The 15,606-nt window shown below is 44.5% G+C and carries 11 protein-coding genes; 1 reads left to right on the top strand and 10 read right to left on the bottom strand.

All coding sequences use genetic code 11. The features are described from left to right. The first annotated feature begins 35 nt into the window (after window positions 1-35). The gene (locus DS891_RS09635; protein ID WP_174169666.1) at window positions 36-947 is read left to right on the top strand and encodes an AraC family transcriptional regulator; all 912 of its coding nucleotides are present in this window, start codon (window positions 36-38) and stop codon (window positions 945-947) included. 70 nt (window positions 948-1,017) lie between these two features. Here DS891_RS09635 and DS891_RS09630 read toward each other — a convergent pair whose 3' ends face one another. The 10 genes from DS891_RS09630 to DS891_RS09585 form a co-directional block, all read right to left on the bottom strand. Continuing rightward, window positions 1,018-2,895, bottom strand: a complete 1,878-nt coding sequence (locus DS891_RS09630; protein ID WP_174169665.1) for a hypothetical protein — start codon at window positions 2,893-2,895, stop codon at window positions 1,018-1,020. Beyond that, on the bottom strand, window positions 2,892-4,028 hold the full coding sequence (locus tag DS891_RS09625; RefSeq protein WP_174169664.1) for an NAD(P)H-binding protein: 1,137 nt from the start codon (window positions 4,026-4,028) through the stop codon (window positions 2,892-2,894). Before DS891_RS09625 ends, DS891_RS09630 begins: the two co-directional genes overlap by 4 nt. 96 nt (window positions 4,029-4,124) lie before the next feature. Beyond that, window positions 4,125-6,275 carry a TonB-dependent receptor gene (locus tag DS891_RS09620; RefSeq protein ID WP_174169663.1) on the bottom strand — a complete coding sequence of 717 codons (2,151 nt, stop codon included), beginning with the start codon at window positions 6,273-6,275 and terminating at the stop codon, window positions 4,125-4,127. A 269-nt stretch (window positions 6,276-6,544) separates the two neighbouring features. Beyond that, the gene (locus DS891_RS09615) at window positions 6,545-9,874 is read right to left on the bottom strand and encodes a hypothetical protein (protein WP_174169662.1); all 3,330 of its coding nucleotides are present in this window, start codon (window positions 9,872-9,874) and stop codon (window positions 6,545-6,547) included. 9 nt (window positions 9,875-9,883) lie between these two features. Beyond that, entirely contained in the window at window positions 9,884-10,759 is an 876-nt protein-coding gene (locus DS891_RS09610; protein ID WP_102058257.1) for an ABC transporter ATP-binding protein, read from the bottom strand. 23 nt (window positions 10,760-10,782) lie between these two features. Beyond that, the gene (locus DS891_RS09605; protein ID WP_217448615.1) at window positions 10,783-11,613 is read right to left on the bottom strand and encodes an ABC transporter ATP-binding protein; all 831 of its coding nucleotides are present in this window, start codon (window positions 11,611-11,613) and stop codon (window positions 10,783-10,785) included. Between the two features lie 8 nt (window positions 11,614-11,621). Further along, a complete protein-coding gene (locus DS891_RS09600) occupies window positions 11,622-12,695 on the bottom strand; it encodes an iron ABC transporter permease (RefSeq protein WP_217448614.1) in 1,074 nt (357 codons plus the stop codon). Further along, window positions 12,692-13,705: an iron ABC transporter permease gene (locus DS891_RS09595; protein WP_174169661.1), complete on the bottom strand. Its 1,014-nt coding sequence runs from the start codon at window positions 13,703-13,705 to the stop codon at window positions 12,692-12,694. The genes DS891_RS09600 and DS891_RS09595 overlap by 4 nt, the downstream gene beginning before the upstream one ends. A 19-nt stretch (window positions 13,706-13,724) precedes the next feature. Continuing rightward, window positions 13,725-14,681, bottom strand: a complete 957-nt coding sequence (locus DS891_RS09590; protein WP_174169660.1) for an ABC transporter substrate-binding protein — start codon at window positions 14,679-14,681, stop codon at window positions 13,725-13,727. Window positions 14,682-14,863: 182 nt separating this feature from the next. After that, a complete protein-coding gene (locus tag DS891_RS09585) occupies window positions 14,864-15,562 on the bottom strand; it encodes a thioesterase II family protein (RefSeq protein ID WP_174169659.1) in 699 nt (232 codons plus the stop codon). Between the last annotated feature and the right edge of the window lie 44 nt (window positions 15,563-15,606).

Genomic DNA, 15,606 nt, shown 5'->3' with positions numbered 1-15,606 from the left:
CCTGAGTGATACGGGGATTGGAAGGGGGGTTAAAAATGACTATGTGTAGTGACATTGAAATAAGTACAGCGAATAAACAGCAGCATATTGATAATGTGGTTGGGCAGAATTTTGTGCAGTTGATGCCAGGGCTTTCTGTGAGCCTATCTTCAGCGCAGGATTTGGGGGCGGCAGATACTAAACATGTATTTCCTGGCGATGACCAATATATTCACATTAACAATGTTCTTGCGGGGAAGTTTGAAGCGACGGTCGGTAATACGCTTTTACAATGTGAGTGCGGAGACTTTAATATTGGTTTTTCGGGTGGGGAGAATTTTTGTGCTTACCATAGTAATGATTTTAGTAACTTAGAGATCATGATAAAACCCGAAGTGCTTAATGAGCTTGCTGGTGAAGAGCTCAGTGGGGTAGATCTAGGGAAAAGTATGTCATTCTTTGTGAAGCAAAGTGGCCCCAGTAGAAAAGTCAGCACATGTGCGAACCGTATTCATAAGTTGATAAAAGATCAAGAAGCCAACCCTCTGCTGCTGCATTCCGCTACGTTAGACTATCTATATTGGCATCTCACTGCACTGAAATCAGTTGACACGAGCAACCAACTCCCGCTTCGAGAGAAAAAGCAGCTTATGGCAGCAAGAGATTTTCTATTATCCGATCTTAGTTGCCCACCTACCATATCAGATGTGGCTAAGGTGGTTGGATTGAACCAGTGTAAGCTAAAAAAAGGCTTTAAGGTACTATTTAACAATACGGTTTATGGCTGTTTCCAAGAAGAAAGAATGCACAAAGCTATGAATCTATTAAAAGACAATAATGTAACCGAAACAGCCGTCTCGCTGGGTTATAGCAATGTAAGTCATTTTAGCGTGGCTTTTAGAAAACAGTTTGGGGTGTTGCCTAAAGAAGCGAGACTGAACCTCGCTCCCAGTATTGTTTGTGGTTAATCATTTTTGAGAGTGTGCCCTGCGGGCTTTGCCCGCAACACATAAATCCATTCTCCGTCGTCTTTTTCTGTTAACCAACGGCTTGAAGCGTTAGCGCTTTACTCAAAGTGATGTCAACAACACCTTCACCTTTAAAGTTCCAAGTTATGTTCAAATTACTCTGACTGGCTAAAAAGGCTAGTGCTTCTTGCTCCATTTCTCTCACCATGTCTGCAAGCTCAGGACAACCGAGCTCTTTAAACATAGCAGCATACGCACAGTCGGTGATAGAAATGCAAATCGTTGTGGAGTCAGCCTTTGATTCGCTTAGTGTAAATAGGCCAAGTTTGGCGTAGTTTCTAAGCCAAGTGAGCCAGTACTCTAAAATCACATTCTCTTTGTTTTCGAATATATTAAAGGATTCAGGATTAGGCCATAGCCAGCGCATTTCCATTTTGCCTGTCTCTAGAAACATGTCACGATATAATCGGTAGGCTTTATCCTGTCCTAGTAGTTTCCTCGCGTTGCCATAACCTGAGCTAAACATACTCATATCTTTAGTGATGGACTTCCAGATTTCGGTATATTCTCCTTGGTGTCTATCGCGCCAGTGCTGTAAGCCTTTATTATCTCGACGCCATGCTAACAGCGTAGAAATTACAAACTTTGCAAAGCTATACCTACTGGTGGCCTCTTTAAGTGCTCGCCATATCTCTGATTTATAGAGATATTCTTGTTGCCTTTTGGCCATTTTTGGATGTTGCTTTGTTACTGTATACCAATTTAACCCCAAATTTCTGAGACTATTGATGTCTGATGATACGCTGTCTACCCAGCCAAACTCTTGATCTGCTCGATGTGTGTTCTGGGTGTTTGCAGGTTTTGCCGTGACACCATATAAAGCCAATGTTTGCAGTAGCTTTTGGCGCGTTTTATAAGACAAATGCTCTACGGCTTTGACGCCATAGCTGTCAAAGAACACATTGTTTAGCCAACACTCAACCACAACACATGCCATCTTGGCGGTTAGTTCATAAGAAGAAATAACCCCGTGTAACATTAGCCCGGATTGCGGATTATTGTCTGGGTAAACCCATAAACAAGTATCGGGATCTGACTCTTTTTTGGTTTTGAGCTTTTGCCCATTGTTAAAAAACATCTTGGAGAAAAATGTATTTTTACGTTCGCCTAAGCGATATTTACTCATAAACTTTGCAAATCCAAGCGTTAGGTGTTGGATGTGATAACGACTATCTAGGTGCTTTATGTCTAGGTCTTCAGCAACATACTCACAACCAAGCCCAGCGACTTCAGGTGTTGCAAATGGAATTAGGTCGGCTGGCTTTTTCAATGCTGGAAAAGCAAACTGGTGTTGTGTGTCCTGCCAAGGCGTCTCAACCTGCTTGCGAGTCCCTTCTCGCCAGCAGGTTAAGTGATTGGTAAAGCTTGCTAAAATCGCTTGTGGACTGGTCTCGCCGCCACCATAGGCTGCGCCCATATACAAACGACATTGATAATAGCCCGTTGCAGATGCTTTTTTATGCGCAAGCTCAGTTAACAGTAGTGTTGAAATACCAGGGGAGAAGCCCATACCTGTGAGTAGCAAACGTTGTTTTGATTGGGCCTCAGTATTCAGTGCGTGTATTTGATCTGCAGCCTGTAGGCTGTCATTAATGTCGAGGGCATCTATATTCGCGTTCAAGCACAGTTGATGCGCCTGTAGGGCAAATTTATCCATTGGACCTAAAGCAATCACAGCTAAGTCGAACTTTTTGAGTGTTTCAATGCTTTTGGCTTTGTCATTTATATCAAAAGGAACAAAGTTAATATGCTCTGGCAATATGCCCGCTTTTGGTGTTCGCCGTGCCGCACAGCTTATTTTTAAATCTGAGAGGCGTTCACTGAGTAAGTTGATAATGCGCCTGCCCGACTCACCTGTACCTCCCAAGACGATGATATTTTTACTCATGCAGCCTCCTGTTTGGTGTTGTTGTCTGATTTAGAAAGAATAAGCCCTGCAACGACACCTGCTTGTTCGAGATCTTTTATAAAATGATTGGCATCAACAGCTTCATGTAGCATCATTGGACCTGTTTTGGTGATTTGATTGTTTAATAATTGCTTAGCCGTTATGCCGATGATAAAGCCTGTAGCCTGATAGGTATCTTCTAGAATGATTTGGCCATGGTGTACGCGGTTGTCAGCACATTTAATTTGGGCATCGACGGCGTAAATTGGGTCGAGCTTACGCATATCTTTAGCTGAGGCCTTACATAACCATCGCGCCGCACGAGCGATAGTTTTATGGTTTTTGTACATCTTGAATATCTTGGCAATCATGCAAACAAACATAGCGCGTGGTCCTAGATTAGCACCGTAGACTTTAGCTGTTTGTATGTCATGTTCGTTGGCGAGTTGCACAATTTCTTCTGCGTAAATCAACATAGTAGATGCGGTGCCAATGGGAGCTGGAAAGTGTGCTTTAGTACCTGCTTTTGAGAACTTTTCACGTTTAACTTGCTGGTTTTCCAAGTAGCAAAAGCCACGTTCGTGACCAAAGTCTCCTAACCCATTTATAATGTCCCATGCCGAATTGTAGCTCCAAGCGTCTCGGCCAACGTATTGCACTTCTAAAGATTTGATGTCCGCTCCACGACTACATTGTTGAATAAGATAGGCAGGGAATACGCCTGATAAGCCCGGTAGCAAACCGACGTTGATGATGAGCGGTACTTCGCTGCTATGCTTCTTTTCATGCTCGTGGAGAGACGCGTACACTGGATCGTAGCCACCAGCATCAATAATTGGTACGCCTAACTCTTTACAGGCCAATACTATTTGATCGCCAATAATGCCCGAGGGGCCAACACAGGCGACGACCAGATCTGTATTCTTTAACTGGGCTTTTAAATCGTCGGTGTTTTGGACATCTAGTTGTACAGTATTTATTCGGTCTTGATGTTGCAAAATTGCACTGGGCAATGAGGCTTTTCTACGTGAAGCAAACGTAAGTGCGGCTTGTGTATGCTCAAGTAAATACTCAGCTGCTTTTAAGCCTACTTGACCTGTACCACCGAGCAATAACACGGATTGAGCTTGCATGGTAACTCCCTTAATAAGCGTATCAACGCATTGATATTATTTATACAACGTCACGGTGGCGCTTAGTGCGTGCGCCACTTTCCACTCGTCATTGGTTTAGAAATTAGTACCTACAGTGAGGCCTATGGTTCTCGGGTTTCCTGCTTCTGCCGTGACACCGAAACCAAAGTTAAATTCAACTTTTGAGTAATATTCATCAAGCGCATTCTTCACCCATAAGTGCGCGTACCAGCTTTCGCTTTCAAGTCCTACTTTGGCATTTAAAAGGTGATATGCAGATTGCTTCATTTGGTTACCTGCATCAAAGTAGTGATCGCCCATATAAATGTTTTCTAACTGTGTGAATAAGGTGAAGTCGCTGTTGAGTTCTGTACGATTGCTAATGGACAGGTTGGCACTGATCTTAGGCGTGTTTGGTAAACGATTATCGGAATAATCTTCTATTGCACCAGTTGCAAAGTTCACACTTTCATACTCGCTATAAGTGGCGTCAACATAACTACTTGAGAAGCCAATGGTCCAATCCGGGTGAGGCTGGTAGCGCGACTCAAATTCAACACCCCGGCTGGTACTTTCGCCAGCGTTATCAGTGATAATGGTTGTGTTTTCTAACATCTGTTGCACTTGTTGGTCGTCTAAAGAAACGTAAAATGCAGTGATTGAAAAGCTCAGTTGGTTTTCTAGCGCTAGTGCTTTATAGGCGATTTCATAGTTATTACTGTATTCAGGCTCAAAGCTAGGCTTGCTTAAGTTGGGATATAATGTGTCAAATCCTCCTGCTCGGTAACCTTTACTCCAAGACGCGTAAACAAGGTCATTATTGGCAGTTTGATAAGAGAGGGCTAATTTGGGTAGAACTTCGCTGAATTCTTCCTTGCCACCGTGTTGCGAGGTTACTCCAGTGGACTGAGAGTCGATGTTAATATCGGCTTCTCGCTGTTCTTTATGGTAGCGTAACCCTGCAATGACGGTAATATCCTGAGTGATTGCGTAGTCAACCTGGCCAAATACTGCCCAAGCTTGGTCATCTTTCCCGATAATCGAACGATCAACCATGGGTCCACTACCTGGGTACATAGAGGAGAAGTTTAGATCATTTCTTGTCGTACTCTGGGTATCTGATTGATAGGCATAGAACCCGACTAGCCAATGGTAGTCTTCAGTATTTTTAGAGCTCCAACGCATTTCATGGGAGAGCTGATCAAAGTCGTCCTCAGAGTGACTATGGAACTGATATCCTGCGTCATTGCCTGTATCTTGATCCGCGGTGTTCAGGTTATCCCAGTCACGCCAGCTTGTGATCGAGATGAAGTTTACATTGTCACCGCTATAATCCAGTGTAACCGAAGCCCCAAGTGCATCACGATCGTCAACTCCTTCAAAATCATGTTCTATGTGATCTGGGTTGGCTTTGATACGCTCAAGTTGTCCCATCGCATACGAATCGCCACGAAAACGTTCATAATCCACCACAAAATTGGCTTCAAGATTGTCTGACGCGATCCATCTAAGTTTAGCTCTTGCACTCAGATCGTCGCGTGCACCAAAGTCTTTATCTAAGTAGGTATTTTCAAGATGTCCATCGGTGTTGTATGCCGAAGCTGATAAGCCGAGAAATAGATTATCCGCAGTCAAGGGGGTATTCACACCTAATCTAACCCGCTTTGAGCCAAAGTTATCTGCAGCAAAGGCGCCTTTGAACTCCGGCATTTCGTCTGGTTGTTTGGTGATGATATTAATAACACCAGCCAGAGAATTGCCCCCATATAGTGTGCCTTGAGGGCCCCTTAGGACCTCAATACGCTCTATATCCACAAGGTCCAAATCAAAAATACTATTGCTACTATAATTCACGCCATCGACGTAAAAACCTATGGTGGGTTCGGTGAATAAACCCGGGCCTATGCCACGAATAAATACATTACTGTCTCTTCGGCCACCCCAGCTATAAACGTGAACACTCGGGATCGCTTGTCCAAGATCTGTGATTGAATAGGCTTCAGAGTCGACTAGTTCTTGTCCAAAAATAGCCGTTACGCTAGAAGCAACTTCCATAATATTCACGGTACGCTTTTCAGAAGTAACCTCAATTCGTTCCAAGTCGATATGTTTGGCTTGATCATCAGCAAATACTGCTGAAGAGAAAACGCCTAAACTCATTGCTAACAAGGTACGCGAAATGTGATAGTTGAGTTTAGAAGTGGAGAAGAGAGGTTTGGCCGCAGACGTCAGCTTATAACGAAACATAGTAATTTAGCTCCTAGTAACAACGAATAGTAGAGTAGTTGGGCATTGAGTTATGCTGCGCTAGAAATGGGTTTTTAGGCTTACTTCTCGTCAGCGTTGACCATTTGGTCGGCCCTGTTTTTATTGCCCGTTATTGTCTGAATAAGCAAGGAAAGCCACTACCCGAAAACGGCCATTACCCCTCTGTGCGGTTTTTTTTAAAGGTAGCGAACAAGGCTGATAGTAATTAGGGCGCTTATGTGGCAGCCCTAATCGTTTGTAATGGGGGTTTACAGAGATAGATTTTGCACTTTTGCGTCATGTAGCGTCATTTGGTGAAATAATATATCTAGTTGTTTTTCATGTTTAGGTTGATTTACGGCTTGCAACAGCTTCAGGTACAACTGTTGTGCCGATATGGGCTGTGAAGCACTCTGCACTCGATAATGTGCTAGGGTATCATTGATCACATTGCTAAATTGCTCATTATCAATGAGCTGTGACACTTCATAAACAACAAGCTGCGATTTACTTTTGGCGTATGGTTGGTGCGTCAATGCTAAGGCGTTTTTCTCCACACCGGACTCTTTAGTACGTGCTAATAAGTAGTCATTTTTAATGCTAGCCAATAGTTGTTGTGTTGCTTTGCTACTCAATCTTGATTTGGTCAGCGCAAACCAAGTTGGCACTCCCTCAGACAGTATGGGGTAACCTGCGGTGTTTGCGATTGCGATATTCTGCCACCAAACCTGAGCAACTGCATCGTGTACGGTGTATTCTAACCAGTCGGAACTGGATGGATCATTATAATTGTGTTGCCAAGCGGACATTTCGGGGATAAGCACTAAATTTGCGCTAACCGTTTGTTCTCCCATACCCTGAGGTAACGCTGCTATTTTTAAGCTGTTGTATGGGTAGGTTCCAAATATTGCTTCGCCTTGTTCAAGTGCATGTTTTGCTCGTTGTGTCATGGAATGTAGAATGGCTTCATCGGTGTTAAGATAAAACAGTTCTATGGGAATATCTTTGCCGGTTTTTGCGCTTGTCCATGTAGACTGGTGAATTTTGTATCCGGCGCTCACAATGACAGGATCCCAATGACTCGCGGTCATTGTTTGAAATTCATAGCTGTGGCGCTGTCCTTGTGTTTGGTGTTTCTGCAGATCCCCCGGCGCCACAACTACTTGATTGTTGGGGGCGTCAATTTTTAGTTTATAGGTGAGCAGATCGGCGTCGTCGTGTTGGTACAAGTCTAGTGTTTGTGATTGGCTGAAAAAGTCTGGTGCCAGCGGGTCGAGGTTAAACTTCTCTCGTAACACGTTGTCTTTGATGATGTTGTTTTTCTCGAACCCAATGGAGGGCCAAAAACTTGCATCAATATAGCTGGCATTTTTTGTCACTTTGCCAATGTAATCAGTTGCGTGATTACTATAGCCTTGATATTTGACTGAAGCCGTAAAACTGAGCTGACTTTGTTGCTCATGAATGAGAGGCGTACTCAAGCCCCAAACCGAGGCATGATGCGTTTTGTCTAAAGCGAGCAGTGAAAGCGCTTGACCAGAAAGTAAGATTTCATCAAAAGCGGTATAGTTGTTGGTGTTGAGTAGCAACTGCTCGATTGCATTCTGGTGTGAATTAACCAGCGTTAAGTTGGCCGTGTATTGTATAGCGCGCTGATTTGGGTGTAGCGATATGGCAATTTCAGCGTGGCGAATTTTAGGCTGCGGTTGTGTATCGAATTGCCGGTATTGGTTTTCGTAGTCGGCTTGCACAGCATAACCATCGGCTTGTGTTTCAAATTGACCGTTAATGATCATCTCTTGATGAATTGAATAGGCTTGATAGCCAAAAACTGTGCCTGACAACAGCATAATAGCCAGTGATCGCGGTGTAACCTTTTGTGGTAAAGCTATTAATCTTTCTTTAAAAGGTGCAAGCACTCCTCGTGTCCACAGCCAGCTACTTAATACTAGCAATACACAATAAAAACTGAGCCAGTAGAGCATAAGATTGAGATCTCTGATGATAAATTGCTCGGTAGATGCAATTTCGGAGAGTTGAGCAATAGATGGCCATGCCCATAAATACATAAAGTTCTCTATCGCGTGAGTTTCATTGAATATCGCAGGAGAAATACAGAGCACCACGGCACATACCTGTGCGGCAACTTTAGACTGCAATAGCCCGTAACTAATGATGGCTATAAACACGTAAGCGAGCATTAATGGCAGCAAAACAAGCGTACTCAAATGCAATAAACTTTGCCAATCGGGGTCAAAATAACCTTGTATAAATTGTGTACCCAATAAGCCTGAAATAGGCACTAGCATTAATACGAACGCAACAAGAACAGCGCAGATTATATGGCTCAAAGGAGCTTGCCAATCGGGCGTTGGGCACACAGCGACCAGCTGTGCGGTATTTAGCTGGTGGTCTTTGTGGCACTGATCAACTATAAAAAAAGCGGCGGCAAGCATGGTAAAAATCAAACTGGGATAAATTAACACGGGAAGCAGCGTGTGCGTTCTTGGCAAAATAGCTGCGCTGCCCTCCATGCCCGGCAAACGGTAGCTTAAACCGGCGATGATCAGCATCAACGAAAGCGTCAACATTGATAGGTAAAACGCCTTATTAGTAATGATTTGGCGAGCTTGAAGATAACCGGAGTAGGCGCTGAATTTAAGCCAGTAGACTGTGGCTTTATTGGTTATCAAGGTTAATGGGTTCATATTTAGTTTGCTTGAACTGTGCGTGTGTTGTTGCGCTTTTGCAACGGGTTTTGCTGAGGCTTTTTTGTTGTTACTGGTTCTAAATTTCGTTAAATCGAAGCGCCACCATGCAAATACTAGCAAAGCTAATGCTAGTGCTAAATAAAGCAAACGATTGTAAAGTAACGCCCCATCTAAACTTAAAAACTGGGTCATTCTTTGCTGTGCCGTCCAGTAAAAGATTTGTCCTTCAACTGTAACCTTACCCAATGGATCAACAACTTGCAGCCAAGGGGCTTGTGGTGCGCCGTCACCAAACAAAGCGGTGATAATGACAAACGAGCCAACGGCTATCATCATCGCTGCATAAGCTGGTGTAGCGCGTCCAGTGAGTGCCGTGAGCGCAAACGGAATAGCGGTATAAACAATGCAAGCTGGGAGTACCCAAAGCAGTATAGCGTGTAAAATATGGGGCAATGAAGTTGCTATAAAATCACTATCTGGGTAGAGTCCAAAGAGGCTTGAGATCAGAGGTAAAGTCACCATGGCGATGACAACTGAGCTCATGACTAACAGCACAATAGCTAAACTCGCTAAATATTTACCGATAAAATAGTGTTTGCTATTGATATCAAAACTATACAAATAGTCTGCAGTTTTAGAATTAAGATCCCTGAGTAATGTTGGGACTACCAGTGCGCTACCCACCGTGGCAGCCCAAAATGTGTAGTACATAAACAAGTAGTAGATTGCATATGGCGAGTTGCGTGCAACCCTGCCACTTTGCATGAGTGTATCCCATTCACCGCCTAACATTTCTCGGTAGCCCATGGCTATCATGGCTATTAAACAACCCCAAGTGGCTATGGAGCGTAGTCGATATTTTAACTCAAACAAAAAACTGGTGAACATACATGCTCCTTAAACCGCAAGTTCAGGGACGTAGCTGAAGTAAAAGTCTTCTAGGTCCGCAGTGCTTTGAATAAAGTTTGCGGTGGGTGCGGTGTCGCTTTGGATAGTGGCTTGGATGTTGCCTTTAACAATACGTGTCGAAATCACTTTGTAATTGTCTCGTAGTGTTTTCAACTCATTTCTTGATACTGATTTGTGCCAAATCTGGTGCTCTATTGAGGCGACGAGCTCATCGGGCTTGCCGCGTGCCAGTAGAGTTCCTCGGTTGAGGATCCCCATATCATCACAAAGGTTAGTGACGTCTCCTACAATGTGTGTGGAGAGGATCACGATGGCACTGTCAGTGAGTTGGTGCAAAATACTATAAAAGCGGTTGCGCTCTGCAGGGTCTAGTCCTGCGGTTGGTTCATCAACAATGATGACCTTAGGGTTGGTCAATAAAACTTGCGCTATACCAAACCGCTGGCGCATACCACCTGAGTATGTATCTACCGCTTTATGACAATGCTCTGTGAGGTTAACCAGCTCCAACAATTCATTAATTCGACTTTTTCGTTCCTTGGCATTGTGAATACCCTTTAAACGAGCGAAATAGTCCAGCATATCGGTGGCGGATGCATTTGCATAAACACCAAAATCCTGAGGCAAGTAGCCCAGTTGACGACGGAACTCAGCAGGGTTTGTGAAGATATCTTGCCCATCAAAATATATTTTGCCACTGTCGGGCGTTTGTAGGGTGGCAATGGTGCGCATAATACTGCTTTTACCAGCTCCGTTGGGACCAAGCAGGCCGAACATGCCCTTGCTTATGGTTAAATTGATATCTTTTAGTGCATGAACACCGTTTGCATACGTTTTTGATACGTCACGAATTTCTAATTCCATTTCATTAGCTTCTGTTGTTGATTTTAGATTGCGACACTGCGCAGTGGTGCCGCTGAATTAGAGGTAAATTGATCCTCTGTTCCAAGTGGTAAGCACAGCGGCTTAGTTATCTGGCCATAGCACTGAGACACAATTGCAACATCAATGTTGAACAGCCGTTTAATGATTTGCTCTGTGACGACTTGTTGCGGTGTGCCATCAGCTATTATCGAGCCATTGTTAAGAGCGATAATTCGGTCACTGAATTGACTGGCTTGATTGATATCGTGTAGCACCATCACAATGGTTTTGTGTTCATGAATTTGTAACTGCTTAAGTAATTCTAAAAGCTGAAACTGATGACCTAAGTCTAGATAAGTCGTGGGTTCGTCTAGGAGTAAAATTTCAGATTGCTGTGCCAAGGCCATTGCTAACCATGCTCTTTGGCGCTCACCACCAGATAAATGCTGTAACGGCTTATGTTGCAACGCTTCAAGTTTGGTCTTTTTGAGCGCCCAAGTAATGGCATCCTGATCATGTTGCGATAATGTCTTGAACATTCCCAAATAGGGAAATCGACCATGACCAACAAGCTGTTTAACGAGCATACCACTTGGAGCTTGTGGACTTTGGCCGAGTAATGCGAGTTTCTTTGCTAACGTTTTAGGGGACCATTGGTGAAGCGGCTGTTGATCCAAAGAGATAGTCCCTTGCTGCGGTTTAATGAGTCCCCCAAGTAGTTTAAGTAAGGTGGACTTACCACTGCCATTAGGGCCGACAATTGCGGTGATTTGATGGCGTGCGATGGAGACAGACAAGTCTTTTAGCACCGGCCTATGTTGATAATGTAAGGTTATTTGATCTGCATTTAACATGATAAATCCTAATTTTGGCGGCGGATCAATAACAGCAAGATGGGAATGCCCATCAAGGTGGTTAGTGTGCCTGTGGGGATCTCCAAAGGAGAGATGAGCGTTCGGCTTGCAATGTCTGCCGCCAGCGTTAATGAAGCCCCAGCTAACATACAGACCACCATCAGGTGGGGGAGGCTGGTACCTAAGCCGAGTCGGTTAAGTAGCACTTTGGCAAAGTGTGGCACAATTAAACCAACGAATCCGAGTGGACCCGTGATTGCGGTGGCACTGGCCGCCAGTGCTACCGCAATCAATAAGCTAATTAAACGCCACCTAGTGACGTTTAGCCCTAAAGTTCGTGCGGCATCGCTATCTAATTGCAGTATCGACAAATACTTTAATAATGCGAAGCAACTAAGCACGCCAACAAATGTCCAAGGAAGAAGCAAAAACAATTGGCTAAAGTCCCTGCCATACAGGCTACCTGCTAACCAAATCAAACTGGTTTCTGTACGATTCCCTCCCCATGCCAAAATGGCCCACATAACTAAAGCATTTAACACCGCGCCTATCGCGACCCCGTTAAGCGCCAATTGATTAGGCTGTAGTTGCTGTCGCCAACTAAGTTTCAACACCAAAGCCGTGGCTAGCACCCCACCGAGCAATGCTACAGCGGGAAGCCAAGCAAAGTTAAAATTGAAATCACTGAAGCCGAATACATGAAGTTGAATATAATCCACCACAAGTAAACAAAGTACGATGGCTAAACTCGCGCCACCATTGACTCCTAAGATACTAGGGTCGGCAAGTGGGTTGCGGATCACGGCCTGTAAAATTAGTCCTGCCAGCGCAAAATGGATCCCAACCAACATGGCTAACAATGAGCGAGGTAAACGCAGCTGCCAAAGAATATTCGAATCACTATTTTGTGGTATTGAGGAAATCAGTATCTGCCAAACAGATTGCATCGACAGTGGTACAGACCCCATACTTAGCGCGGTAAAAAATAAGCAAATAAGTAGCGCGATGAGTGAGATTAATAAACCATAGAAAAGCCAAGGCTTAATTTCTCGGCAAGCGGATATAGTCATTGTTCGATTCATATAGACGCCTGCTGATAGCGAGATTGGATGAGCCAAACTAAGCTTGGTCCGCCAAACAGCACGCATAGTATACCCACAGGGATCTCCTGATAATTTGCCAGTAAGTCGGACAGACTGACAAGCACAGCACCGCTTAGCGCGCTGCCAAATAAGACATAGCGGTATTCAAAAGCCAAGTGCTTGGGCAGTAAAGTGCGGCACAGGTGAGGAGCAACCAGTCCCACAAAAGCGATGGGGCCCGTAACAGCCACGGTGGTAGATGTTAGCACAACGGCAACGGTGAGCGTTTGAATACGCCAGCGTTTTACACTTCCCCCAATACTTTTTACGACATCGCTATCGAGTTGTAAAATGGTGAGCGGGCGGGCTAACAGTGCACATAAAATAACACCGAGTAATGCGATAGGAGCTAATAACGAGACATGTTGCCAAGTGCGATTTGCAACGCTGCCAAGCAACCAATAAAACAACCCTCTAGTGTCAGTGCTTACCGAGATTAGTAGCAAAGTTGTTGCGGCGGCGCAAAACAGAGAAACGCATAAACCAGATAGAATAAGATTCACAGGCTCTAGTTTTTGCTTCCAAGAAAGCCATAGTGTGACTGACATCGCCAAAGCACCGCCAAATATACCCGCTATAAATTGGAAGTAGGTACTTAAACCGGTAAAAGTGAGGACCAGTACAATAGCCAATGCGGCTCCAGAAGAGACGCCGACGAGGCTTGGGGATGCGAGCTCATTTTGTGTTACTGCCTGAATAATGGCTCCTGCTATGCCAAGTGTTGTACCTGCGATGATAGCCAATGTTAGACGAGGTAGTCTCAGCTCCCAAACGACAAAACTAGCTTGTGACTTTGACGGGTTAATAAGTACAGACCAAACTTCTTTTAATGTGAGCTGATAGTCGCCGATTGTTACAGACAGCAGTAGGCTGAGTAGTAACATACATACGCCGATTAGATATAAGCCAGTGGGCGTTGTAGCGAAGCGAGGTCTCTCTGAGTTAATCATAGCGTGCTTACATTACCTGCTATAAATGACCAAATTGCATTGGTGTGGCCCGTGCTTTATTAGCTAGGTCGCTTGGTGGGGCAAATTGGTCAGGGTGCAATAGATGCGCTAATTCTTGTAAGACGAGCCTTCTAGCAATTGGGCCGTGAGGCATCACGTAATGGTCTGCGACTCGGTAGGCGCGGCCATTGGTAACGGCTTTGAGCTGCTTCCAAACTGGATGTGATTTAAAGGGCCCAGGTTCGCCTTTGAAGGAAATAATTACATCAGGGTTAAGCTTTAACAACGACTCCATCGAAATCGGGGCGGAATCAAGCTTTTTTAAGTCCGGCTGTGGAGAGGTGCCGACGCTATTTTTACCTTTGAGAGTTGCCATCATTTCAACGGTAAAATGATGGTCGTAAAATGCATAAGGTACATCTGACCAATGCCACAAAAACACCACAGATTGTGCTTTTAGAGGTGTAGCTGCAAAATGCTTGAGCTGATCTGCAAATACTCGGTTTAATTCAGCACCTTTTGCTTCCTTGCCCAGCGCTTTAGCCGCAGAGATTATAGCCCGATCTGAGTCGGATTTGGTGACCAAGTCATAAGCTAAAAAGGGACTGATTTCCTCAAATTTGGCTTCAAATGGCTCGGTGTAGGTACGCAGTCCGATGGTGAGATCGGGTTTTAGCGCAGTCAACACTTCCAAGTTCGTCTCATGAATTTCACCAAGATCTAGCATATGTTTAGTTTGCTCACCGAGGTAGGGTGACATCTGATGATTGAGTGTTGAGATCGCTACAGCTTGCATACCTAGAGCACTGAGTAAATCAGCACCAAATACTGAGACCGCGGCGACCTTTTTGGGTGAAGTGTTAATAGTAACAAGTTTGTCGCGGTCATCTTTCACTACGACAGGAAACTGAGCATTAACGCTGAGAGACGATAATGTTGATAAACATGCACAAAATAGCAATATGAAGCGACGCATTAGCGTTTCCTTGCGAATAATTGAGTTGGTTTAATAGGTACATTTTGCAATGCTTAAAAACCCAGCACTACCCAAATCGGATTTGTAATCCCCAAAAGAGATAATTTTTAACAGCGCTGGAAGAAGGAGCTGGGGGGCAGCTCCTAGTTTGAACAAACTTTACCCTCAAGGGGGGTTGGTTACTAAGGTGCACACAACCATGTTTTTTGCACTGGGAACAGCGTGCCCAAATGGGTCAAAATAGCCTCGACATGATTGGCTAAGTAGAAATGGCCACCTTCATAGACCTCAATGTTGATGGGCTGACTACTCACTTGTTGCCAAGCTTGGGCTTCTTCATAGGTGAGCTCGGTATCAGTTGACCCGAGCATCACTGTGATTGGAAGCTGCAATTTTGGTGCATTGAAGTTTGGTTGATAAGTCTCAATTAACTGGTAATCATTGCGCAGCAACGGCAACATCATTTCTAGCAGCTCTGGAAGGGCATTGAGATCAACCTCCGTACCATTAAGACGTTTAAGCTCATTAAGCATGATTTCATCGGGGGCTTTGTGTACTTCGGTCGCATGGTGGCAACTAGGTCCTTCAACAGCAGACACCACCAGTTGAGTTGGAGGCGGATAGCGATAGGCCTGAATGCGCATGGCAAGTTCGTAAGCGATACCACCACCCATACTATGTCCAAACAAGATATAAGGCTTGTTGAGTATTGCTTTAAGACCTGTGGCCAAGTTGCTGACCAAACGATCCATGTCTGGAATCAAAGGCTCAGCCATGCGGTTTTCACGACCTGGATATTGTACAACCACGACTTCTAAATCTGAGTCGGCGATATTAGCCCAGTGACGAAAGTAGCTTGCACTGCCCCCTGCATGAGGCAAAAATGATTAACCGTTTAGAGGCATTGGGGCGTGCTTTAAAAATG

Origin of the sequence: Pseudoalteromonas sp. JC28 (assembly GCF_013319255.1) — a bacterium.
Taxonomy (GTDB): domain Bacteria; phylum Pseudomonadota; class Gammaproteobacteria; order Enterobacterales; family Alteromonadaceae; genus Pseudoalteromonas.
This window is presented reverse-complemented; position numbering and strand designations above follow the sequence as displayed.

What these genes read in the sequence shown, in the direction of transcription:
- DS891_RS09635 (WP_174169666.1), top strand. Translation starts at nt 36, where the DNA reads ATGACTATGTGTAGTGACATTGAAATAAGTACAGCGAATAAACAGCAG.
- DS891_RS09630 (WP_174169665.1), bottom strand. Translation starts at nt 2,895, where the DNA reads ATGAGTAAAAATATCATCGTCTTGGGAGGTACAGGTGAGTCGGGCAGG.
- DS891_RS09625 (WP_174169664.1), bottom strand. Translation starts at nt 4,028, where the DNA reads ATGCAAGCTCAATCCGTGTTATTGCTCGGTGGTACAGGTCAAGTAGGC.
- DS891_RS09620 (WP_174169663.1), bottom strand. Translation starts at nt 6,275, where the DNA reads ATGTTTCGTTATAAGCTGACGTCTGCGGCCAAACCTCTCTTCTCCACT.
- DS891_RS09615 (WP_174169662.1), bottom strand. Translation starts at nt 9,874, where the DNA reads ATGTTCACCAGTTTTTTGTTTGAGTTAAAATATCGACTACGCTCCATA.
- DS891_RS09610 (WP_102058257.1), bottom strand. Translation starts at nt 10,759, where the DNA reads ATGGAATTAGAAATTCGTGACGTATCAAAAACGTATGCAAACGGTGTT.
- DS891_RS09605 (WP_217448615.1), bottom strand. Translation starts at nt 11,613, where the DNA reads ATGTTAAATGCAGATCAAATAACCTTACATTATCAACATAGGCCGGTG.
- DS891_RS09600 (WP_217448614.1), bottom strand. Translation starts at nt 12,695, where the DNA reads ATGAATCGAACAATGACTATATCCGCTTGCCGAGAAATTAAGCCTTGG.
- DS891_RS09595 (WP_174169661.1), bottom strand. Translation starts at nt 13,705, where the DNA reads ATGATTAACTCAGAGAGACCTCGCTTCGCTACAACGCCCACTGGCTTA.
- DS891_RS09590 (WP_174169660.1), bottom strand. Translation starts at nt 14,681, where the DNA reads ATGCGTCGCTTCATATTGCTATTTTGTGCATGTTTATCAACATTATCG.